Source organism: Streptomyces sp. N35 (genome assembly GCF_016464295.1).
Taxonomy (GTDB): Bacteria; Actinomycetota; Actinomycetes; order Streptomycetales; family Streptomycetaceae; genus Streptomyces.
Map to the genome: position 1 here is coordinate 92,679 of NZ_JAEIMH010000005.1, position 22,119 is coordinate 114,797.

A 22,119-nucleotide genomic window follows, 5' to 3' on the forward strand; every position below is an offset into this window, starting at 1 on the left:
GGTGCGCCGGTCCGGCTCAGCACGGACCGGCGCACCGCAACATGTGGGGTGCGAGAAGAGATATGAGGAGTTGGGGTCAGCCGATGTCGACCGGCGGCTCATCCACCAGGGACAGCTGAGTGATCTCCGCCTCGGACAGAACGCCGGCGTACACGCGCATATCGTCCAGCTGCCCCGGCAGGGCGTTGCCCCACTCGCCGTTGTCGTGCCGGCGCGCCCCACCGATCATGACGGGGCCGGTGTTCTGGAAGACGTCATTGACGAAGACGCCCTCTTCATCGCCCTGGCGTTCACCGGTGAGGTAGAGCTTGGCGGACTGATTGGCCGAGTCGAAGACACCGACGACGTGGATCCAGCCGCCGGGCGGGTTCACCTCGTCAGAGACGGTGGTTGCGGCAGGGCCGTTGATCACGTCGGTGGCGTAGACACCGAAGTTCCAGTCGCCGACGGACTGTCCGGCCTCCTGCCGGTACCACAGGCGGAAGCTGTTGCGCTCAGCGCCCGGGTGGGAGAACACGGTCGGCGAGTGCGCACTGGTGGTGTCCTCGAGCTTGGACTGGGACTCGAGGTTGACCCAGCCCGCCACCGTGAAGCTGCCCGAGTCGTCCATCTTGACCGGCGCCGTGGCGCGGCCCAGGGTGTCGGCGTTCAGGTTCAGGACGTTGCCGTGCGCGTAGTCGTCGGTGGTGGCGAAGGAAGCGCCGGTCTGCAGCGCCAGGGTGTTGCCGCGGCCACTGCTGTCCACTCCGGTGGTGCCGGAGGTTTCGTCCAGCTTCCAGTGGGCGAGCAGTTCGGCCTGCGGATAACCGGTGTCGGGGTTCTCCAGGTTGGTCAGCCCATACAACTCATCCGGGAAGACGACCCGGTTGTAGGCCTGCACCTGATCGATGTCGCCGCTGAAGTAGCTGGACGGACCGGCAGAGCCCTTGAAACGTCCGACCTCGAACGGTCCGGTTCCGGCCCAGGGGGTCGTGAAGGCGGTCGTGCCCTCCAGCTTTCCGTTGACGTACAGCCGCAGTTGCTGCTGCTGACGGTCGTACACACCGAGCAGATGGGTCCAGGCACCGACGACGCCGGGCTTGGCGGAGATCGCGCGGGAGATGACCGGTTCGGCGACGACCGCGTCCTGGGCGTACCGGTTGAAGATCCAGCGGTCGTAGGCGTCGGAGTAGTAGAGCTGGAAGGCCCCGATCTTCGTGCCGTTCTGGTTCGCCACGGTGCTGGTCTTGGCGCGGGATCCCAGGTTGACCCAGGCCGAGACCGAGAAGCTGCCGGTGGTATCGACCACCGGTCCGGTGGTGGCGGCGTAACTGCTGGTGCCGTTGGCCCGCAACCCCTTGCCGAGACGCGCCTTGTCAGTCCAGTTGGCACCGGAGGCGGTCAGCGGGTGGGTGGAGCCTTGGGCGTTGGCGACGGTGGTGCCGGTGCCTTCGTCGAACTTCCATACGCCGACCGGAGATGCGGCCTTGGCGACGTTGAAGAGGTAGTCGCGGGTCTCACCCGGGTTGCCGGCCGCGTCAAAGGTCTGTACGCGCAGTGTGTTGGTGAGCCGCTTGTCCGGCGTGACAGTCGCGGTGTGGCTCGCGGTGTTGGCCGTGTAGACCTTGTCCTCGAGCTTCACGCCGTTCAAGTGAATCAGGTACCGGCGTACATCGGTGGCACCGGCGGTGATGGTGAACTTGCCGGTCATGCCGACGCTGCCGGTCTCCGGCGAGCCCGCACAGGTGGTGCCGGCACACTCGGGGTACTGATTGTTGACCGAGGTGATGGTCGGCTTCGGCGGGCCCTTGGAGTCGACCTTGAAGTAGCAGTACGAGGACCACGGGCCGTACAGGTAGCTGGTGGTGCCAGCCCACGTGTACTTGTACTCGCTCCGCGCCCGGAAGTGATACGTCTCTTCGGCCAGCGTCGCGGTCGGCGCGGTGCCAGCAGTGCCGCTGCCCGTCCAGGTGGTTGGCTTCAGTGACGTCGGCGTGGTGCTGCTGCCCTTGTACAACTCGAAGTTGGGACGCAGGCTGGCCGAGGAGCCGTCCGCCGAGGTGGGCGTCGCACTCAGCCGTGGCGTGGTGTCACGGATCATCGCCGGGCTGGTCGAAGCCGAGCAGGACACGTTCGGATCCGACATCTTCACCGACGACGGCTTCGCCGTCGGCGGCGACACATAGGTGATGGACAGCTTCGGCTTTCGCTCAGCAGTGATGTACTCGTCCTTGGCGGACATGGACTGCTTCCACGCAATCGCGTCCGTCTCGCTCGCCCGCAGCCCCAAGGTCGTCGTCGTCGACTTGGCCTTCGCGGTGTAGGCGACAGCCGCCGTGGCATCGAACTCGACGAGACCATCCGGGCAGCTCGAAGAGTGGCCCTTGGCCGCCGAGACCGTGTCCACCTTGGACGACCAGGACAGCTTCGAGGACCACTTGGTCGAGGAGGAGATGCTGCCGGTCCGCCACAGCTCGACGTTGCGCTTCTCGCAGTTGGCCGACCAGATCTCGAACGCCGAGAACTCCGCGCCCAAGATCTTCTTCCCTGCCACTGCGCGGGTGTCGAACTGGAACAGCGAGCGGACCTTCTTGTTGTCCACGTAGGCGTCGTAGCCCACGCCCAGGCCGTGGCTGGTGTTCCAGAACGTGGTGTCGCTCTCGTTGGACCACAGGGCGGTCCAGCCGGCGAGCTTGCCTGCGACCGTGGGCGGGTCAATCACAATCGGGTACGTGGTCTTCGGATCGGCGATGAACCCCTGATCCGGCACGACCGTCAACTCGTCCTGGTTGGCCGCCATGTCTGCGACGGCGGTGCGGGCCTCCTCAGGCGGGGTCACCGCATCTACCGGATCAGATGCAGCCCGCTCGGCAAACGCGGCGGCCGTCTGCGCCGGACCGGAGTCCCACATCAGGGGCGCGCTGTTGATGAACGCCGGGTGCCCGCCCGCATCCACGAGCGACACCACGCCGTCCTGATTGCGGACCGTCAGCCCGTCGGCCTTGACCGGGTAGCTGATGGACTTGAGACCGGCCGCCGCCTCCGGGGTGTGCACGACCAGGTTCTGCGTGAACCCATCCGGGAGGACCTGGACCACCAAGTCGACGTCGGGACGCACCGATTTGTACACGGCGTGCGAGCCATCGATCTCCGGCACGGGCAGCGACCACGGGGAAAACACCTCGTAGGTGTGACCGCCACGCTCGAAGCGCACCATCGGCGCCTTGTCGCCGCCGCCGGACAGCGTCATGTCCAGCGCCGCCTTTGGCGCGAGGGAACCGTCCGCCTTCTTCACCAGCGAGGTGTCAACCGGCACCCAGGCATCATCTCGGTTGATCCGCTCGATCACGGCCGAAGTCGTCGCAGTGAACGTGCCATCAGGGTTCGCGAAGACCTGCCCGGTCTCGGTGGTCAGTGGCTTCACCTCGACGCGCTGCCCCGTCTCGGTGGCCTTCTCGGAGGCCTGCTGCTCCGCCGTGGCAGGCGGGAGACCGTCGTCCTCCCAGAACGCCTTGCCTCTCGCCGCTTCATCGGCCGGCACCGAGGACGTCGCCTCAGATTGCTCGGCATCGTTGGCTGACGCCGCCCCCGCCGGCGCCAGCACGCCTCCAAGGAGCGCTGCTGCGGCAGCCACTCCCACTACCCCGGATATCGGTCGCCATCGGCGCCGACTCCCCCCACCATTCATGCTGAAGACCTTCACTACCTGGGAAAACTTGTGTTCGGTGAGCGAACATTAAAGATCACGTGAGAGTGCTGTCCACATCCGCAAATCCGGCAAGACGTCACTTCTCGTGATCATTGGCGGCGCGGAGGGAGAAGATCGTTACGGACGGTCAACCTGAGCCCGGCAGAACAAACGCAGCGTGTGCAGGGGTTTTTGACGGATCATCCAGATAGGGGCTCCGCCAACAGGGCTATCGCGCGCATACGGCCGACCTACTGACGCCCCCCAGTACCATCAGCGCAGGCAGGGGCGCCCGGGTGAGTACGGAAGGACCCGCGCCGGCCGGTAGCCATGGAAGCTTGAGTCCGCGGGGACTTTCCGCGAGGCGCGGCTGAGTTCGGCTACTCAGCGGCGGTAGGCCCCCGCCGGAGTTCAAGGTCGCTTCTGGCCTGTTCCAGGGTGGGAATGCTGCCCGGCGCCCAGCCAGCAGTTCCTCGAAGCGGCGCGCCACCAGGGCAGTGAGCGGGCGTCCACGATCGCTCTCGTGGAACCGGATGGTCGCGTGGCTCAGTCGGTACGCCGCGCCAACTCCCCTTCGGGAAAGCCCTGGCCCGTCGCCGGGTACGTACCGCCGTCGCGTTCCGAAGCCGACCAGGAGGCGCAGAGCCGTCATCGCGCATTCCTGAAGCGGGCGCCGTACCTGCTGCCGGAGGAGAACACTCCGGCTGGTGCAACCGGTCTGAGGCCTGACCAGGCGTCGCTGATCGGTACTCCCTCCGCCCCCACCTACGCCCCGCGGGGCGAAGGGGAGCACGTACGCCGCAGGGACCCCGCGGCGCCGTGAATTTGCCACGTTTTCTTGTGACTTGTCGCATTCTCCCGGGGGCCCTCCGCTCGCGCGGCGACCAGATGCTCGGGAGCGTGCACCTGCGGGGCGAGCCGCCGGTGCGGTGGGTCAGGATGTGCGTACGGCCTGCGAGTAGGTGTCGATGATGCGGTCGCCCGTGAGTTTGTGGTGGGCGAGTTGAGCAGCGACCGCCTGCTCGTCCTTCCAACCACCCAGGTCGCTGGCGAGCGCGACCGCGTACGCGACGACGGCCTGCTTCAGAAGGTCGAACTTGACCGGCGTCACCACACGCATGCCCGCCTGGGGAGTGGCCTGCGCGTGGGCGACGTGGCTGGGATGGACCATGACGGGGAGGGCTTTGACCTCGGGGTTGTGCTGGTTGAGCCAGCGGACGCTGCCGCCGAGTTGGTCCATGTCCTTCTTGGCGATGGTGTCCGTGACGCAACCGGTCTTCAGCTCGATCACGGCCTGCCGTCCGGTCGCCAGCGCCCAGAGATTGTCCGGCCCGGTGCCGTACTGCTTCTCGGGCCGGCCGCTTGCGAATCCGAGGTGACGGCCCAGACGTTCCCACGCGCGCTCGGCATCGTCGGTGCGATCCTCATCGCCCCACACCACGTCCTCGAGCAGGGCTTTGACACCGAGCACCAGGTGGGTGCCCTCGTTGTACTCGCCGGCTAGGAACTCGGCGGCGGCGCGCGCCTGTACCGCGGCCGCCTTGATCTGCGCCGGCGTGGCACCGCGCTCGGGCTTGAGGACGAACTCGTTCTCGTCCAGTGCCCCGTTGAGTACCTTTTGCGCGGCGGCCGGGTCGGTCAGGTGCAGGTAGGCGGCCTTCTGCTCGTGCAGCCAGCCGCGCAGCGCCAGGCCGTCGAGGTCGTTGATCGTCCGCTGGAGGCGATCGGCGGCGTCGATGGTGCGTCCGGTTGCCGCCAGGTCGAACGCTTCGCGCAGGGCGACGGCCTCCGGGCGTACGGTCCCCCGCGCGGCGTATCGGACTTCGGCCAGCGCCCGCCGGCTGCGCTCGGTCCACTGCGGCATACGTCCCAGGCACGCCCGTAGCGCCTGCCGTACGGCCTCCAGCCCCACGCCCTGGATCTGCCGGGCGATGTCGCTGCTGAGCTTGAGCTGCGCCTGGGTAGCCGGCGAGAACAGGCTCAGGTACCGCGGCTCGTGGATGGCAACTCCGAGGCTGGCGCCGAGCAGGAGCACGGCGCAGTAGTCCTCGCTGTCGCGTACACCTCGGCCCATACCCTGCTCAATCCGCTGCACTTCCCTGGCCATACGCACGGTGCTGTCGGCGAGCGCGACCGCCTCGCGCCGCTCAACCGCGTCCAAGGGCCGCGGAATCCCGTCGAGGATCAGCAGACGGCACGCATCGCCGGGCAGATCGACACCGTCGTACTTGTTGACCAGCACGACCAGGCCGACATGGCCGGCCTGCAGCTCTTTGACGCCGATGGCCAAGTCACCGACTCGGTAGGTGCGGTCGGCGTAGGGTTCCCATGCCTTCGCGGCCTTCTCGCTGGGCACCAGGGCGACGACATTGACTGGCTTGTCCTCGGCGTCGCCGTCGCCGTCCCGGTCGCCGTCCGCGAACTGGCGGGCCAACTTCCGTACCGCCTCGGAGTCGAGGCGCGGGTTGAGCGCGACCGGCGCCAGGATCATGCGGTCGCCCAGGTCGGCGGCGCTGCCCGGGGTGACCGGCCGGGCGATCAGGGCGGGATCGGCATCAAGGTCGGTCACCAGCGCGCTGTCGTCGGCAAGTGTCGCGGTGAGGTAGACCCGCCGGCGTGCCCGTACGAACGAGGGGATGCGGTTGATCGGCGGGCAGGACGGCCGGATCTCCACCGCCTTTGCTGTGGCAGTCGCGGTGCACAGGTGCAGCACTTCGGCGATCAGCGGCCAGGCAAACTTGAAGGCGTCATCCGCCCGATGAGGGTGGAGGATCTCCATGACCCGGGCGCGCTTGTCCGCCCACGCCCAGAACGGAATGGGCGCCAGCGCAGTGGGGTCCTTGTCCTGGAGTTCCGCCCACGCGTTCGCGGACTGGTGCTGCACATCCTCGGCGAACAGGCCCAGGAGCTTCTCGTATGCCGGGTGATCAGACGGCACCCGAAGCCGGAACTGGTCCTCCGTCCTCGCCAGCGCCGCATGGGCGTCGTCCACGACCACGATCCCCAGATCGATCGGCTCACGCCCGTCACCGAGTACACCGAACACCGACTTGCCGTTGATCAGCCGGTAGTAGTTCGTCACGAGCACGGCCTGCGAGGCGAGGAACGCCGGGTCCTGCGGGTCCTCCGTGGTGGCCACGCTGAGCTTCGCAGCCTCCTGGCGGACCTGCCGCACCAGGTACTTGTCCGGCGCCAGATACACGGCCTTGCCGATGCCCTCGTTCAACGTGCTCTGCGCGATCAGCAGGCCGACAGCGGTCTTCCCGCCCCCCGTGTTCTGCTTGATCACAACATCGTGGTCGTCGCGTCGCCGGTCGAACCACTCGTCGAGCACTTCGCCCTGCTCATGGCGCAGATACGGCCATGGACGGTTCGCCAGCCCCGCATAGATGTCACGCGGCCGCAGGAGCCGCTCGCTGTCGCCCGCACCGATCCGATCCCAATCCAGCGCCATTCCAGCACCCCTCCCCTACGCATGCGGCAGCTCACGGCTCCCCCAGGTGCCAGCATTCTCCACCGGCTCACGGGCCCAGGCGACCGAAATGTGCGCTGCGCACCCGTAGTTGAGGTGGGCGCGCGGCTTGAGGGTGTGCACCGGACGGTGTCGCCACCGTGCCGGGATGAGGAGCTGTCGGCCGGATCTCCCTCTGCCCCTATCAGGTGTCGGCCGTGCCGACGGGCCGTACATCCGCGACCTGTTGGAGCGCAGGGAGTGAGCGCGGGCTGATCGTGGTCTTCTCGGGGCGCTTCGGCCTCTGCGACCATCGGGCGATGGGTGACACCTGGGATGACTCGGAGCTGCGTACGCTGGTGGGCGCTCTCGTCGAAGGGCTGGGCGTCCTGGCGCACCGCGAGTTGACCCCGGCCTTCGAGCACCTGGGCATGCCGCCGGTCGCCCAGGATGCTCACAGCAAGCGCGAGCGGATTGCGTTGAGCTTCAGCCAGGTACCCGATGCTCGGCTGCCGCTGGTCGCGCAACGCGTCCTGCAGCAAGAATTCTTCTCGGTGCGCGCGTCGATGCGCTTTCAGGTCGAGGACCTGCTGTGGCAGCGGGAGGCGCCGATCCAGATCGTGAAGAAGGTCCGCCGCGACGTGGCGCGCGCCCTCGACCTGGCGGACCTCACCCGGCACCACACTCCCTTCCTGCGGCTCCTCGGCCGGCTCTGGCTTTGCGAGGAGCGGGGGCCATCCTTCGAGGACCTGCTGAACGGGAGGCGGGCGGTGTCGCTGGTCGATCGCATTGAGCGGCACGTCTTTCGCAACCCCGGGGACTGGTCAGCCGAGGAACTCTTCGAGCACCTTGGCGTATTCGACGCCGGGGATGCGCGTATCGCTCGCTTCTTGGAGGGTCTGGTGTCCGCGGACGTCCTCCTCGACGAGCGCCTCCAGAAATCCACCGTCGCCACGATCAACAGTCATCTCCGTGCGGCGGGAGCGGAGTTGCGTCAGGTCGGCGACGAGGACGGCTATCCGCGGTACGCCGTGGTGTCGACGCGTTTGCACTGCAACCGGCGGCCGAAGAACCTCATTTTCGCCACGCTTGCCAAGCCGGACATCCGCTTCCGCTCCTCGGTGGACAACGACATCGAGATCGTCGGAGGGGATCCGAACGATGTCCTGGTCTATGACCGGGAGGTCCCCATCGAGGGGCTGCGCTGGTGCGATCTGCAGGACTGGTGGCGGTCCACCCGCAACTTCAGCAGCGAGATCGACGCACGGAAAGACCTCTATCAGCGACTCCTCAGGAGTCTGCCGGAGAACTCGCCGGGCCAGCAGAACCTCTTCACCGCCTACCACCAGGTCCTCGCCCCCTCCATCGAGTTTCCGGCTCTCCTGCCTGAAGTGTGGCTTCACTGGGACCACAAGACCGTTCGCGAACGAGGCCCTCAAGCGTTGCTGAATTCCCGCATGGACTTCCTCCTGCTGCTGCCGGACGGGCAGCGGGTCGTCCTCGAGGTGGACGGCTCGCAGCACTTCACGCGGGACCGCGGCCGCACCCCGGACACCGCCAAGTACGGGCGGATGGTGGCGGCTGACCGCAATCTAAAGCTCAGAGGGTACGAGGTGTTCCGATTTGGCCACGACGAGCTGGCGACTCTCCATGCCGCCCGAGAGCTGATGGGCCAGTTCGTGCCGGACCTGTTCCGTCGGTTCAGGGTGCCGACCAGTTGACGCGGTAACGCGAGACGCCGGGCACGATCAAGCCGTCCTTGGCCTGCGCTTGCTCGCACGGCCCCGCGTGCGCGATCAACTGCCTAATCGGGTAGGGCTGTTGTCGGCTGAGGGGGAGCATGTGACTGTCAGGGGAACGATCGCCATCACCGCATCGGCAGCGAGAGTAGGCCCGATCATCCAGGCGAGGGTGTACGTGACCACGTCCGGGAGGTACTTCTCCACGGTTGGCGGAACTAGGCGCACCAAATGGTGGTCACTGATGAGGGTCGGGTCGAGGCGGATACTCCATGAGCCAGCGCCGGACTGCCTCCGCCTCCTCCGCGCGTCCGAGCCGCCCAAGCACATCCGCCTGCAAGCCCAGCGTGGCGTGGAGGGGAGGCCCGAGGGTCGGTATCTCGGCCAAGTGGGCGCGGTATAGCGACACTGCCTCCTCGGTGGCGTCAAGCGCCTCCTGCTGCCGTCCTGTCTCCGACAGCCGATGGGCGAGGTTGGACAGCGAACGGGCGAGGCTTTCGTAAGCGGCCGGATTGCCGCTCGCTAGCCGCCGGTAATTTTCCACAGCTTGCGCGCTGGCGGTGAGCGCCTCCTCCCGCCGCCCTATCCCCGACAGCCCGTTGCCGAGGTTGGTGAGCGAGTCGGCGAGGTCGGCTGCAAAGGTGGCCGCGTTGCCATCCGCGAGCCGGCGGTAGATCTCCACCGCCTGCTGATCCGCGGTGACTGCGTCCGCCTGCCGCCCCATCTCCGACAGATGGACGCCGAGGTTGTGCAGCGAGCGTGCGAAGTACGGTTCGTGGGCGGCCGCGTTATCGTCCGCGAGCCGGCGGAAGATCTTCACCTCCTCCTCGGCGGCGGCAAGCGCCTCCGCCGGCAGTCCCGACCGCAAGCGGTGGTGGCCGAGGTTGGACAGGGAGCGTGCGAGGTCGGGTTCGTAGGCAGCCGCGTTATCGTCCGCGAGCCGGCGGAAGATCTTCACCTCCTCCTCGGCGGCGGCAAGCGCCTCCGCCGGCAGTCCCGACCGCAAGCGGTGGTGGCCGAGGTTGGACAGGGAGCGTGCGAAGTCGGGTCCGTAGGCGGCCACGTTGCTATCCGCGAGCCGGCGGAAGATCTTCACCGCCTCCTCGGCGGCGGCGAGCGCCTCCTCCCGCCGCCCCACTTCCGACAGGTAGCCGGCGAGGTTAGACAGCGAGCGCGCGAGGTGGGGTTCGTAGGCGGCCGCGTTACCATCCGCGAGCCGACGCCGGATTTCCAGCGCCTCCTGCTCGGTGGCGAGCGCTTCCGCCGTCTGCCCGTCTGCCCACAGCCACTTGCCGAGGTTGGACAGCGCGATGGCCAGGTCGGGCTCATAGGCGGCCGCAACGGCCGCACTAACAGTCGCGAGCCGACGCCGGATCATCACCGCCTGCCACCCAGTAGCGAGCGCCTCTGCCCGACGGCCTACCTCATACAGGTCAACGCTTAGGTCGGTCAGCGATGCGGCGAGGCCGGGTGCGTAGATCACCGCGCCGTCCGCGACCCGCCGCCGGTAGATCTTCACAGCCTGCCCGATGGCGGTGACCGCCTCCGCATGCCGCCCCACCTCCGACAGGAAGACGCCCAGGCTGTGCAGCGATTGGGCGAGGTCGAGTTCGTAGGCGAGCGCGTTGCCGTCCGCGAGCCGGCGGTAGATCTCCACCGCCTCCACGGTGGCGGTGAGCGCCTCCGCCCGCAGCCCCGACTCCGACAGGTGGTGGCCAAGGTTAAACAGCGAGCGTGCAAGTTCGGGTTCGTGGGCGGCCCCCTTGGCAGCCACTAGTCGCTGATCAGCACGCACGAGTTCGGTGTTAAGCCTCACGGCGAGGGAGCCAGTGATCCGGGATGGGTGGGGGAGCGAGTCGGTCGCCGTCTGGAGCGCCTGATGGTCAAGGGAAGCGGCATCCAGGGCGGCGTCGAGTGTGGCGAGAAGTTGTTCGCTGCGGGTGGTCCGGCCGGCGTTGTAGTGGGCCATGGCGGCGCGCGCCAGAACGGTCACAGTCTGGGCCTGCTGGGTGGGGGTGCCCGCAGCCAGTAGATCCGGCAACTTGATGGCCCCGTCCTTGAGGACGTGGGAGGCGTGGTATTCGGCGATACGGTCGGGCTGCAGGGTTCCCCAGTAGCTGTCGGGGTCGCCCGGGTAGAGAGAGGCAAGCCAGGCTGCGGCGGTTGTTGCCTGGTGGCTGGGCAGGGCGGGCAGGGTTGAGGTGACCTTCACAGCGTCGTTGGCGGTGGCCGCCCCGCAAAGTGCGGCGAGTGCGACGGCGGCGGCCAGGGTGGGGACGGGCAGTCCGAGTTTGTAGGTGGCGGTCTGGGCGCTGTCTTCCCAGAAGCGTTCCTCGTGTTGGAGGAGGATCTCCTCGGGCGGGGTGTTTGGGGCCGCATCGACGGGTCGAGGGCCCTGCTGGAGGAGGGAGACCAGGGCGGTCAGCTGCAGGGTGAGGACGTTGTCGTAGCGGGCGTGGCTGAGATCTGCGGGAGGGTGGAGCGTACCGGCGAGGCGATTCCAGTCGTGCGCGGGCAGAGTGGAGATTTGAGGCAGGAGACGGGCGAGGTCGCGGACGGCGCGGTTGAAGGAGCTGCGACGGTCGTGGGGCGACTTGCTGGTGGGAATGAGCGGGGGAAGCGGGACGACTGGGGCGGCTGTGAGCAGGTCCCGTACGGCGGGGATCGTGTGGGCGGCTTCGGTGCGCCATCCGCCGTCGGAGCGGGCGATCAGCAGCAGCCGGACGCGGTGGCGGGAGCGACGCACGTGGGTGATCAGGTTCCGGAGTAGCTGGGGGCGGGTCTCGGCGTAGTCGACGACCAGGAGCAGCGGCAAATTGGTGTTGAGTGCGGTGAAGTCGGGTGGGGTGCCGGCGAGGGCTGGGGTGTCGGCGAGGTCGGAGCGCAGGTGTCCGGTGACCCAGCCCGCCCAGCCGAGGAAGTCACACAGCCTGCGGGCCAGGCGGGTCTTGCCCTGTCCGCCGGGCCCGGTCATGACCCGTATGGCGACGTCGGGCCCGCTCGGGGTCGACCTGGCTTCGCACCACCGTTGCAGGTCGGCGAGCTCGGTCTCGCGGCCGTGGAAGGCGACGGCCTCCACATCCGCGCTCAAAAGCCGGGCAGGGGAGCCGAAGACGCGGTCGACCGTGGCAGGAGTGAGCAGGGCGGCCGGTTCGATGGGCTCCAGCACCGGCTCCCAGCCGCCCTCGGCTATCGCCACGTCCTCGGATCTCTCATCGATTCCGGTATGCCTGGTGATGAGATCGCGGAATTCGGGGTCGGCGAGGAGCCAAGCGGCGGTGGTGGCGGTCAGGCGCGTTCCGCCGTCAGGGAGGCGGTCGCGGCGGATCACACCGCATAACAGGTCGCCGCCGAAGCCGTCCTCGGCAAGGACTGCGGCTCCCGACATGCCCGCCCACCGGCTCTTGGTGTCGGTGGCAGGGGTGGGGGTGGTGCTGGTGATCTCGTAGCGGCCGGCCAGGGATCCGGTGCCAGGGACGATGCGGGCGTCGGCGAGTTGTTCGTCCAGACGCCGGCCATCGGCGGGGTCTCTTTGCAGGCGGGGGAAGCCGGTTGCGATGACCGGGTGAGCGCGGGGACCGATGAGCAGCCCGTAGCGCTGCGGGGGCCGGGTGATGAGGTCGGTGAGGGACGGCGGCACGTGCCAGCCCTGGCCGTCCGCGACCTCCAGCAGAGCGGCGTCCACGACCACGTCCTCGCGCTTCCAGACCACGCTCGCGCCGAACTGCTGCTCACTGGTGTCCGGCAGGCACACCTGCACCGCAGCCTCGGTAGGGGTGCCCTTGGCGCTCGTGTCCATGCCGTTCAGTACGTGCGCGGCCGTCAGCACCAGCCGCGGGGCGATCAGATACCCCGATCCGAAACTCTCCTTCTCCGTGCCCGGCCTGCGTACCCAGATCTGTACCCGGCGATCGAACTCCACCAGCGCTACCCCGTTCGCCGCCCCAACCGCACTGTGACGGCCCGGGCTACTCCTCGTCGCTGACGTCGATGTCGCCACCGCCGGGCAGATGCGGCTTCAGCGTCACATTCACCGTGTGCGTCGCCTTCCTGCCACCGTCCTTCCTGCCCCCCAGGCTGATCACACTCCATCGCAGACCGCCGTCGATACTCTTACTGCTGGTCAACTCCACGCCGAGCTCCAGCGTGATCTCACCGAGCGCGAACAGCACCCCCCGGTCGCCGCCCTCTGCGGGCCTCGAGATTCGCTCCTGCGCCTCAGCGACCTGCTGCCGCAGCAGGGTGATCGCATCCGCCAAGTCCAACCCTTCGAGATCAGCCTCGCTCCCGTCCAATGCCAACTCCCTTGCTGCGGTGAGACCTTGGTTGCCTGAGTACGGCAGGAGGCTAGCCGCCTCCCCGCCCTAGCGGAACATGCGCGGCAGTCGCCCGCACGGTGAAGTACACGCGCCTGGAACTGAGGCTCACGTGCCTGTTCGGCGCAGAACGATCCCCGCGTCGCCCAAGGCGAGCACGCCCTCGTCGTCACTCCGTGGCTGGAACGTCGCCCCCGGGATCCGGGCCTCGGAGGATGTCACCAGGTCCACGGCCGCTTGCGGCGAGGCGTCCCGGTAGAGCAACTGCCCGTACCCGCCGCCCGGCGGCGCGGGCTTCCACACCGGGTTGAGCTCCCAGTACAACCAGATAGCCCTCACCAGGAGAGAGCTGCGCAGGGCTGTGCAGGGTGCGCTGGCCCAGTGCTGCTGATGGGTTTCCTCTTCGGGCGTGACCTCGGCCAGCTCCCCCAGGGGCTGTTGAGCGTCTTCGTGGTGCCACCGCGTCTCACGGCGCAGGTCACTTCCCATGCCCCGCCGCGTGCTGCAGCCGTGGGAGTCGACGAGATCCAGACGGGCACCCGTGGGCAGATGGCAAAACCGCAGGCGCTGCTTGCCGTATTCGATCAACCTCAGCCCGGGGATTCCGGAGACCCGTGAGCCGGGGTGCAGAAGCGGCATCAGCCGTGAGGCCACCCGGCAAGCGGTGTTGGTGTGGAGATCCACGCGATCGGCGTGCGGGATGATGCAGTTCAGGTAGCTGCAGACGCTGGCCATCGCCGTCTTCGTCGGATGCTCCCAGACGTGCCGGCCGCGGCTCCTGCTCATCAGGCAGGTGAACAACGCTGCCTGGAACCGCTGTTGGCCAGGGCTGGCGGTGTCGAGGGTGGGCAGCCCGTTCGACGTGCGCGGGATCGCGCTGTATGGAATGTCCAGCAGGTCACTGATCGCGTGGAGACGCGCGGAATCCCGACGATGCGGCATGAGGCTCTCCCTATCGCGGCATGCGCGCAGGCCCGGGCCAGCGCAGCTGTGCTGCCGCTGATGAAGGAGGAATCCGAAGAGGACTTCAACGGGACCGGGCATCACACCCTTCGAGCAACCTGCGTCTTCACCCGGGTGAATCGCACGCCCCTGGGCTGTCCCAGCCCGTGCCAAGCAGCGTACGCACCCGGGCGATGCGACCGCCTGCGACACACCGGCCGACGCGTACGAGGGTGGAGGTCACGGCGCCTGGACGTGACGGACCACAGGAATCCCGCAGTCGCGTGCCGAGTCAGCGAACAGGAAGTCTTCGTCCTCGGCGGCGGCGAGCACCAGGCACTGGTCGTAGCCGTCGCTCGGCTCTCCAGGAGAGCGGCCGAACGACGTGACGGTGAGCGGCTCGGTGTTCTTGACCGCGGCCGCGGTCCAGTCGTCGACCATCTGGTCCGCTGGAGTCCGGTTGCCGTGATGGAAGGCCAGAGTGTGCTCGGGTCCGAAGACCTGTGTCGTGTCATGCCACACGTCGAGCAGCGCGTGGGCCAGCAGACCCTGATCATGAAAGTCGGGCGAGGTCACCACGGCGACTGACACCCAGCGAAGGCGTGTCCTGCCAAGCCACTTGATGGTTGTTTCCGGGACCAGAGCCCGGACCCTGGTGATGACGTCGGGGCCACGCTGACTCAGCAGAGCCCGGCTCTGCGCCGAGTCGGCTTCGGCTTCCAGGTATCTGCCCCATCCGGACAGGCTCTGTGGGCGTGTCTCCTCAGCAAGATCAGGCCCGACGAGCGTTGCCCAGTGCTCGATCACTTCGGCGGGTACGGCCAGAGCCCGGACACGGATCCCGGGGATATGCGGCACTCCCGGATACTGCATCAGATTCAGGCGGCGTGTCATCTGAGGGGCCAGAAGGCGCATCTGGGTCGCCCAGGCATGACTGGAGCACAGCACGTACACGTGCCCTTCCGTATCGACACCGAAGGGCCGCACATGCTTGCTCAGATCAGTGCCCATGGCCCCGGACCACCAGGGCTCATGGTCAACGACCCATTCCGGCTCCTGCAGAGTCACTGCGGTACTCCTCTCCCGACGCAGCGTGCGCGCCGGTTCATCGATCCACTCCCACGGAGACCTGTGCGGAGCTGCATGCCTGTCGCCGGTGCACGGAGGGCCCGACGGTGGAGCGCATCGCTGCTCTGGCCAGCGCAGCACCCTGCGCGTAGGTATCCGCCTGCCGCGGGCTGTCCCTGTCGGCGCGGAATGATCCGCTGCCTGCTTCCTGATCTGAGGCACCTGCCCCCTCGCACGCCTGCGCCTCGTCACCGACATGACCGTCGGGGTCCAGGCTGCAGCCCTCGCAGAGATCGAGACCGAACCCTGTGCCATCCGGCATCACAACCCGGCAACTTCGGCACCAGCCACCCTGGCCTCCCCCAGGCTCAACGCGGCCGACACGCGCCAGATCGAGCGTCTGGTCGATGAAGTCCTTGTGTTCGCCGCCGCAGACGAGCAAGGTCTCCTCGCGGCCCTTCCACTTGAGGAAGTACCGCAGGAAGGAGCGATCGTCCGACGCACGTCCCTTCATCTCGGCGACGTCCACTGGGAGTTGGGGACACACGCTGAGAGGCGGATACTCGCCATTGTCCTGAGGTGGCGCCAGCCGACTGCGCATCTGGTGGACGGATTCAGCGAAAGCGGCATTCGGCGGGGCAGCTTGGGCCGCGGCCTCCTCGTGGTCGGGGCCGCACTGCTCGGCGTGCTCCCTCTTGGCCTTGTCCATGCGCAGCAGCGCCGCCGCGATCAGACGATGCGGATGCCGCGGCCGCCGCCGGGCAAGGCCCAGCTCGTAGCCGAGACGCTCCAGCCAGCCGTAGACCTGCGCCTCATCCCAGTCCTGCGCCACCAGATCCAGCAGCACCCACGACAGCTGCGCGTACGAAGCCCCCTGCATCCAGTTCACCCGCGGCCGCAGAGATACCGCCATCCGCCGCGCCAGCTCCACCCGCCCCGGCTTGATCTTGTACCCGGTGATCGTCAGCCGGCGCTTCCTCCTCCGGGACTGCCCATTCGTCTTCCGAGCCTGCGAGGTAGAGCTTTCCTCACCATCCACTACCTGTACCTGACCCACTCCCCTAACCATGTTGAGGGAAGGGGTCTCAAGCCCGGATGAACTCCGGTTATCCACAGGCGAGTTATCCACAGGAACAGGGCGTTCACGCAGGTCGATCACGATCCGCGCCGCGTACCCCGAGCCGACGATCCGGTGCCCCATCGCCTCGTCGTACACCGCCGGGATCACCGCCCCGTACACGGTTGCGGTCGCCGCGTACCCGCCGAGGCCGAGCGCCCGCCGCACGTTCGCCTTCGACCCGTGCTGCACCCACACCAGAGCCCCGAGCTCCCGCAGGTATGCGACGTGCCGGCTCACCGTCGCCCGCGACATGCCCAGCCGGGACTGCATGCCCTCCAGCTGATACCGGACATGCCCCGTACTGAAGTCCATCCGAGCCGCGAGATCCCGCGCGACTGCCAAAGTCGCCGCCCCCGCCCTCGGATGCAGGCCCGCATCGATCAACCACGTCACCGACTGGAGCCACTTCCGCGGCCCCGACCGCCGCGACCGCGTGCACTCGAGCTCCTGGTCCTCGCGGGCCACCCGCTCCCACGCCAACACCTCCGGGCCCGTGCCGAGGGGTACGGGAGCACGTACGGCATCGAGCTCCCCTCCGTCAGAGGAAGCAGCGACGTCAGTCGGGCTCACCCGGACGGCGCCACGCGGGGCAGCGAGAACCGGAGCCGGACTCATCGCACAGCCCAAGCCGACCGCGAAGCGTGATCACCCGGCTGTGACCAGTCACAACTACGGTTCCGGCAACGGAAATGTGACACGGGAAACGGCGCAAAATGCCCCATCAGGGCATGGGAACGCTGGAAAAACGGCGCACGGTAGTGCAACATGAACCTCGATCACGTCGCGCCCTCTGGGCATGACAAAGCCCCATGGGGCGGTTCTCAGGTGAATTGATCGAAACGCTCGAAGCCGGCGGCAACCGGGTCGGGCATCTCCTCCAGAGGCGGGCAAGCCTCCGGAGACGCAGGGGACGCAAGCCGGGGTGCTGGTAACACCTCGGGCGTCCGGGCGGCTAGAAGACCCGCGTTACGCGGGCGCCGCCCTCAGGTTCACGTCATCCGACCCCCGTAAAGGGGCGAGGCGTGCCCGCGCTCGAACCAGCGCGGAAGCATGGCAAAGGCACCCAACCGGAGCGACGCAGACGCGATCGCTACAACAGCGGGTGCCTTGTTGTGTGTCGGCGCGAGAGTAGGGGTACCCTCAGCCATGTCGAGACCTCCATCAAGGTCGTCGGCCGTTGCCCCCCGGAGAGCCACCTCGCGGGGGGTCAAAGCTGTATGGACTTGGTTCCGGATCACCCTACCCCTGTGGATAGCCGCAGCCGCACCGCACACCCAACGTGTCGCCGTTGCCCCAGGGCCGCCTGACCCCCCATCAGGAACACGCAACCTCCAAGTCCCCGCGTCAACAACCCGCACCGGCACGGCATCATTACGACCATGAACGCGCCCGAAGTCCCCTTGCACAGCTACGCATCGCCAACCCGGCGACGTAACTACGTGACCGCGATGCACCAGCTCGCCGCCACACGCACCACGGACACCCCGGCACGCGTCTACTTCAGCGCCCCACCCAGCTTCCGCGAACGCCCCAACTGGGACCGCCGCCTCACCGAAATCCGGGACGCACTCCCCCACGGCGTGGAACTCCTCCACTACGAGACAGCCCTCGCCGCGGCCCTGTCGTACGACACCGCCTGGCAAGAACTCGCACCAACCCTTGACGGCCTCATCGTCACCGGCACACGAGCCAAACCCGGCAAAACCCGCATCATCCAGCTCGGCCCTACCGGTAGAGCAGAGCTCATCACTATGGTCGCCGCAGGCAAGCCGGTGCTCCTGCACACCATCGAACACGGACTCATCCCCGTGGTGGACTGCCGGCCCAAACGACACGGAGTCGAACCGCACACCCGCCTGCGGCTGACGATCCCGAAAGACTGGCAACCGCTCGAACCAACCCTCCAGGCCGCACTCGACGCCCTGCAGCAGCCCTCCGCACCCCGAGCGCGCGCCGAGGTCGAGATCATGGCAGGCCGCCCCTGACCCGGCGGTCACCTTTGGGCGCCCGAACTGCACGAGCAGCGCTGCGGCGCTGTTGGTTCGAGGGAGAACAGACGGCTGACGAATAGTCCTCGGCCTGGCCGGAGTTCGAGGATGCCTTCGTCCTGCAGAAGGACGGCCGCTTGGCTGATGGTGCGGCTGCTCGCGCCAACCGCTGTTCCGAGGGATCGCAGCGAAGGGATCAGTTGGCCGGAGGTCCAGTGTCCACGCAAGATCTCGTGGCGAATCAGGTCAGCGATCTTCCTGACCTTCTCAGGCCTGCTCACGGTCGGCCATGTGCCCGGATCGAATGGTGCCTCGTCGTAGTTGTACGTCTCGTTGTAGCGCGGTCGCTCTGCCTTGATGGCGGTCTTTTCGGCCGCCAGAGCCAGTGGACGGGACACGTACCACTCGAGGCTGCGCCTGGCGACGTCGACGCACCAGCTGTGGCGACGTGGTCCCCAACGATGCGCGTTCCACCGATAGTCAGGGTCATTTGTGACGCCGATGTACAGCAGCCGATCAGAAGCATCGAAGTACCGGTAGAGCGCGATTGGATCGTCCGCTAGGCAGGCGCCCGCGGCTTGGCCCGTCGCGATCACGAGGTCCTCGGTCATCGTGCCCCTCACATGCGCAGGCGGATGCGATCTCGTGAACTGTAAGAGTTCTCTTGAGAGGTGCGCAACCGTGCCGTGAAGTGGCCGATCAGAGTGGAGGCGGGAAAGGTTCCGCCGAGCTCGGCGACCTAGAACTCGTACTCCAGCTCGTAGAGATGGCCCGCCTTGATCATGACCTCTGCCTGAATGGGGCGATCCTGAACGCTGTAAGTCACTCGAAACTGCCGGAGAACGGGCAGTTTCGTGGGCATTTGCAGGGCTACCTGCTGCTGCGGCGTGGGCCACCGAGCTGCAACTCTGTCGACGCATCGCAGAGGCGGGAAGCCGGCATCGGCGAGGACTCGACCCGCGCCACCCTTGATCCTCCGATGTTGGGTGATCGGTGTTCCCTGGGCCAAGTCCAGCGGAAAGTACACCTCGACTAGTTCGCAAGGTTCGTCGTTGAGGTGAAGCAGTTGGCGCCGCAGGATTGCCGTCTCGTCTGGAGCAAGGTCAAAGGTCTGACGGACTTGGTGCGGCGGGATGACCTCCTCGACATCAAGTAGCTCAGAACGTCCCGATAGCCCCTTTCGGTCCGCCGCGGTGATCCACTGGTACTTGCCGCCGTTCGTCGGGGGGTGTTTGTACTCCGCGGGGGTCATCGTCCGCTGCCGGTGCTCGCGGGCGAAAACTCCCGCGCCGCGACGTGTGTACACGAGACCTTCGCGTTCCAGGATCTCCATGGCGTTCTTGATGGTCTGCGCCGCAGCGCCGAACTGCTCGTTGAGGCGGCGACTGGACGGCAGCGGCTTCCCGGGAGGGAAGTCGCCATTGAGGATTCCGTCGCGTAGGTATGCGGCGATCTGGTCCTGTACGGGCCAGATGGGCTTCTCCTCAGGCTCTGGCGCCATGTCAGTCGACCTTCATCGAGTAGTGGAGTCGGCCAACGCGGCCAGGGCTCACCATCACCGAGACCTCATATGGCGCGCCGTGGTTGGTGGTGATCGTGCGGGTGAGGACGAGCACCCACTCGCCGGCATCGGCAAGCTGTAGCTCCTTGCCCTCGCTAGCTGTTGGGGGTCTGGTCTGGATGCTTTCTTCGATTGATCCAGGCGCGTAGCCGAGGTCAGCGAGGAGCGAAACGGCGCCGCCGCGGATCTTTCCTGTACCTGCCAGGGCTGTGTCTCGCGCGATTGCCGCTGGCCAGAACGAGCGGGCCACTTCTATGGGCCGCTCGTCGAGAACGATGAGGCGTTCACGCCGGACAACTGGAGAGCCGGGTGGGATCTGAAGTGCTTCAGCGATCGCGACAGGAGCTGACACTTCTTCGGCAGACAAGATCCGCTGGGTCCCTGACCGGCCGCGTTGTGCAGCTTCACTTCCCCAAGCGTCGCCTGCTGAAGGCGTGAGGTAGGGCGTCGACGAGCCGACCCAGCGATCGTCTGTCACTCCGGCTCCTTACCGCGAGACGTCTCTTGAGGCATGCATCAGTTTTCCAACCTTAGTCCCACGTCAGGTGGGTTGGTTGGGCAGGCGGCACGGGTTTGTGTAAATGAGAACCTTGAAACCTCTCAAGATACCTGTCACAGTTGCGCTCGTACTCGACCAGTGGATCGGAGAGTGTGATGCTTCCTGCGGCTCGAGAGCTGCTGACTGTTCGAGAGACCGCCTACCTATTGCGGATCTCGAAGCAGACGGTCTACCGATGGGCCGCCAATGGTGACCTGCCATCAATCCAGTACGGACAGCCCCGCGTAGAAGGGGCGCGTCGGCGCGGTGGAGCGATCCGCATCCCTAAGGCCGCAGTCATGGCCCTCCTCGCTGCCGAGGAGGTGGCTTGATCATGGCCACGGCTATCCGTGCTGGCGAGCGCACCATCCTTCGCGAGTTCCCTGCAGGCGGGCCGCGCGGTTCGTGGCCTGCGGAGGAGTTCGCGCACGCCCGTCGTCTCGAGGGTGAGCCGGCCGAGGTGGTGATGGACCTGGCGTCCGACTCGTTCGTCGTTTTCGTTCGCGACGAAGGCCGCTGAGGGTCGGCCGGCGCTTTCTATCGCGGCCGCGGTGCGGCCTCGGTGGTGGGACGCCGGATGTGTCCCTAGGTAAGACCGCTTTACCGCAGGTTGTCGCCGTCCCCGTTGGGGGTGGCTGGGGTTGATAGCTCGTTCAAATCCCCCGGGTTCTCGGCTTCCTGTGTGGTGCAGCGCTGATGTGCTGTCCGTCCTGCAGGACGCAGGTGGGGTACTCCCCCGTCTTGTCCTGCGGGGCGGAGAGGGCACCACGATGCAGCCCTTGCTCCGGATCGAAGGGATTCGACTGTGGCGTTATCTGCTGAGGTTCCTGTGGCGCGGAAGCGTCGTCGAAAGACCCGTACCCCGAACGTCAACTCGGGGGTGCCGATCGATGCTTCGGGCCTGGGGCCGAACGAGATCGACCTCTTTCCTGGCAAGGAGCACATGAAGTGCCCCTTCTGTGAGACCTGGTCCCCGATCACCGGCATGCAGGGCAGGCCGAAGCTGGTACCGCACGACACCCGCCGCCACGGTACGGCGAAGGCGCGCAGGTGCAGGCCGGGCAGTAACCGCCTGGTGCTGCTCGAGGCGCGGGTGGGTGTGTGGCAGCAGACGTTGACCGAGGGTGCCTCGGAGGCGTCTTCGCGTCGGGCGACTGCGGTGCGGAAGAAGCCGACCGTGGCGTCAGTGCCGGCGGTTGCGCAGATGAGGCCGAGCCCGATGACCGCAGAGCGGGCTCGGGGTATGTTCCGCGAGCACCAGCTGCGTTGCGCTCATTGTCAGGGACGCGGTCAAGGTGCTGGTGAGGGGCGGGTGTTCTGCCGTGATGGGCAGCGTCTGGCCGCCACGTTTCTGCGGCTGTTGCGGGTCGAGGCTCAGCAGCGTGAGCTCCGGGAATTCTTCGCTCGCGAACGCCGTCGCTTCGACGCGATGTACAGGGCGCATGGGCGCCGCGCTCGTCAGTGGGCGACGTGTGCTCGCGCGGCGAGGGACGCGGATATCCAGAGGGTGCGTGACGAGCTGATGGCCACGCTGTGGCAGCTCAGCGGTCAGCTCGACCGTGTGGAGCGCGCGGTACTCGATCAGCGGATCACTGTCCTCACGGAGAGGCTGCAGCGTCTGTAGGTTCCGCCACACGCTCGCATGCACGAACGAACAAGGGGCCGGGCGCCCCCCCCCGTGGGGGGGGGGGCGGGGCCGGGGGGGGCGTCCGGGCGGGGGGAGCAACAG

15 protein-coding genes are annotated in these 22,119 nt (G+C 67.2%); 5 read left to right on the plus strand and 10 right to left on the minus strand.

All coding sequences use genetic code 11. The annotated features are described in order from the left end of the window. Positions 1–76: 76 nt before the first annotated feature. Positions 77–3,520: a LamG domain-containing protein gene (locus JAO81_RS04185; RefSeq protein ID WP_307813131.1), complete on the minus strand. Its 3,444-nt coding sequence runs from the start codon at positions 3,518–3,520 to the stop codon at positions 77–79. Between the two features lie 1,081 nt (positions 3,521–4,601). Beyond that, a complete protein-coding gene (locus JAO81_RS04190) occupies positions 4,602–7,121 on the minus strand; it encodes a DEAD/DEAH box helicase (protein ID WP_199546370.1) in 2,520 nt (839 codons plus the stop codon). Positions 7,122–7,438: 317 nt separating this feature from the next. Between JAO81_RS04190 and JAO81_RS04195 the strand changes: the two genes are divergently transcribed. Next, positions 7,439–8,839, plus strand: a complete 1,401-nt coding sequence (locus JAO81_RS04195) for a hypothetical protein (protein ID WP_199546371.1) — start codon at positions 7,439–7,441, stop codon at positions 8,837–8,839. Between the two features lie 256 nt (positions 8,840–9,095). On the opposite strand, the gene JAO81_RS04200 is transcribed toward JAO81_RS04195, so the two are convergent. The 5 genes from JAO81_RS04200 to JAO81_RS04220 form a co-directional block, all read right to left on the minus strand. Further along, the gene (locus JAO81_RS04200) at positions 9,096–12,779 is read right to left on the minus strand and encodes a tetratricopeptide repeat protein (RefSeq protein WP_199546372.1); all 3,684 of its coding nucleotides are present in this window, start codon (positions 12,777–12,779) and stop codon (positions 9,096–9,098) included. A gap of 46 nt (positions 12,780–12,825) precedes the next feature. After that, positions 12,826–13,152 carry a trypco2 family protein gene (locus tag JAO81_RS04205; protein ID WP_233414890.1) on the minus strand — a complete coding sequence of 109 codons (327 nt, stop codon included), beginning with the start codon at positions 13,150–13,152 and terminating at the stop codon, positions 12,826–12,828. A gap of 129 nt (positions 13,153–13,281) precedes the next feature. Next, entirely contained in the window at positions 13,282–14,115 is an 834-nt protein-coding gene (locus JAO81_RS04210; RefSeq protein WP_199546374.1) for a hypothetical protein, read from the minus strand. Between the two features lie 240 nt (positions 14,116–14,355). Next, entirely contained in the window at positions 14,356–15,183 is an 828-nt protein-coding gene (locus JAO81_RS04215) for a DUF721 domain-containing protein (RefSeq protein WP_199546375.1), read from the minus strand. A 37-nt stretch (positions 15,184–15,220) separates the two neighbouring features. Then, positions 15,221–16,696 (minus strand): hypothetical protein, encoded by a 1,476-nt coding sequence (locus JAO81_RS04220; RefSeq protein WP_199546376.1) that lies wholly within the window; start codon positions 16,694–16,696, stop codon positions 15,221–15,223. 986 nt (positions 16,697–17,682) lie between these two features. Here JAO81_RS04220 and JAO81_RS04225 point away from each other — a divergent pair. Continuing rightward, a complete protein-coding gene (locus tag JAO81_RS04225) occupies positions 17,683–18,288 on the plus strand; it encodes a hypothetical protein (RefSeq protein WP_199546377.1) in 606 nt (201 codons plus the stop codon). A gap of 8 nt (positions 18,289–18,296) precedes the next feature. On the opposite strand, the gene JAO81_RS04230 is transcribed toward JAO81_RS04225, so the two are convergent. The 3 genes from JAO81_RS04230 to JAO81_RS04240 all read right to left on the minus strand — a co-directional run bounded on the left by JAO81_RS04230 (position 18,297) and on the right by JAO81_RS04240 (position 20,330). After that, positions 18,297–18,902 (minus strand): GntR family transcriptional regulator, encoded by a 606-nt coding sequence (locus JAO81_RS04230; RefSeq protein ID WP_199546378.1) that lies wholly within the window; start codon positions 18,900–18,902, stop codon positions 18,297–18,299. Between the two features lie 128 nt (positions 18,903–19,030). Continuing rightward, positions 19,031–19,792 (minus strand): GntR family transcriptional regulator, encoded by a 762-nt coding sequence (locus JAO81_RS04235; RefSeq protein WP_199546379.1) that lies wholly within the window; start codon positions 19,790–19,792, stop codon positions 19,031–19,033. Between the two features lies 1 nt (position 19,793). After that, on the minus strand, positions 19,794–20,330 hold the full coding sequence (locus JAO81_RS04240; RefSeq protein WP_199546380.1) for a GntR family transcriptional regulator: 537 nt from the start codon (positions 20,328–20,330) through the stop codon (positions 19,794–19,796). A gap of 176 nt (positions 20,331–20,506) precedes the next feature. Here JAO81_RS04240 and JAO81_RS43910 point away from each other — a divergent pair, with 176 nt between their 5' ends. From JAO81_RS43910 to JAO81_RS04255, 3 genes are all read left to right on the plus strand, one after another. Further along, positions 20,507–20,722, plus strand: a complete 216-nt coding sequence (locus JAO81_RS43910) for a helix-turn-helix domain-containing protein (protein ID WP_199546381.1) — start codon at positions 20,507–20,509, stop codon at positions 20,720–20,722. A gap of 2 nt (positions 20,723–20,724) precedes the next feature. Beyond that, a complete protein-coding gene (locus JAO81_RS04250; RefSeq protein WP_199546382.1) occupies positions 20,725–20,910 on the plus strand; it encodes a hypothetical protein in 186 nt (61 codons plus the stop codon). A gap of 360 nt (positions 20,911–21,270) precedes the next feature. Next, positions 21,271–22,014 (plus strand): hypothetical protein, encoded by a 744-nt coding sequence (locus tag JAO81_RS04255; protein ID WP_199546383.1) that lies wholly within the window; start codon positions 21,271–21,273, stop codon positions 22,012–22,014. Positions 22,015–22,119 lie beyond the last annotated feature (105 nt).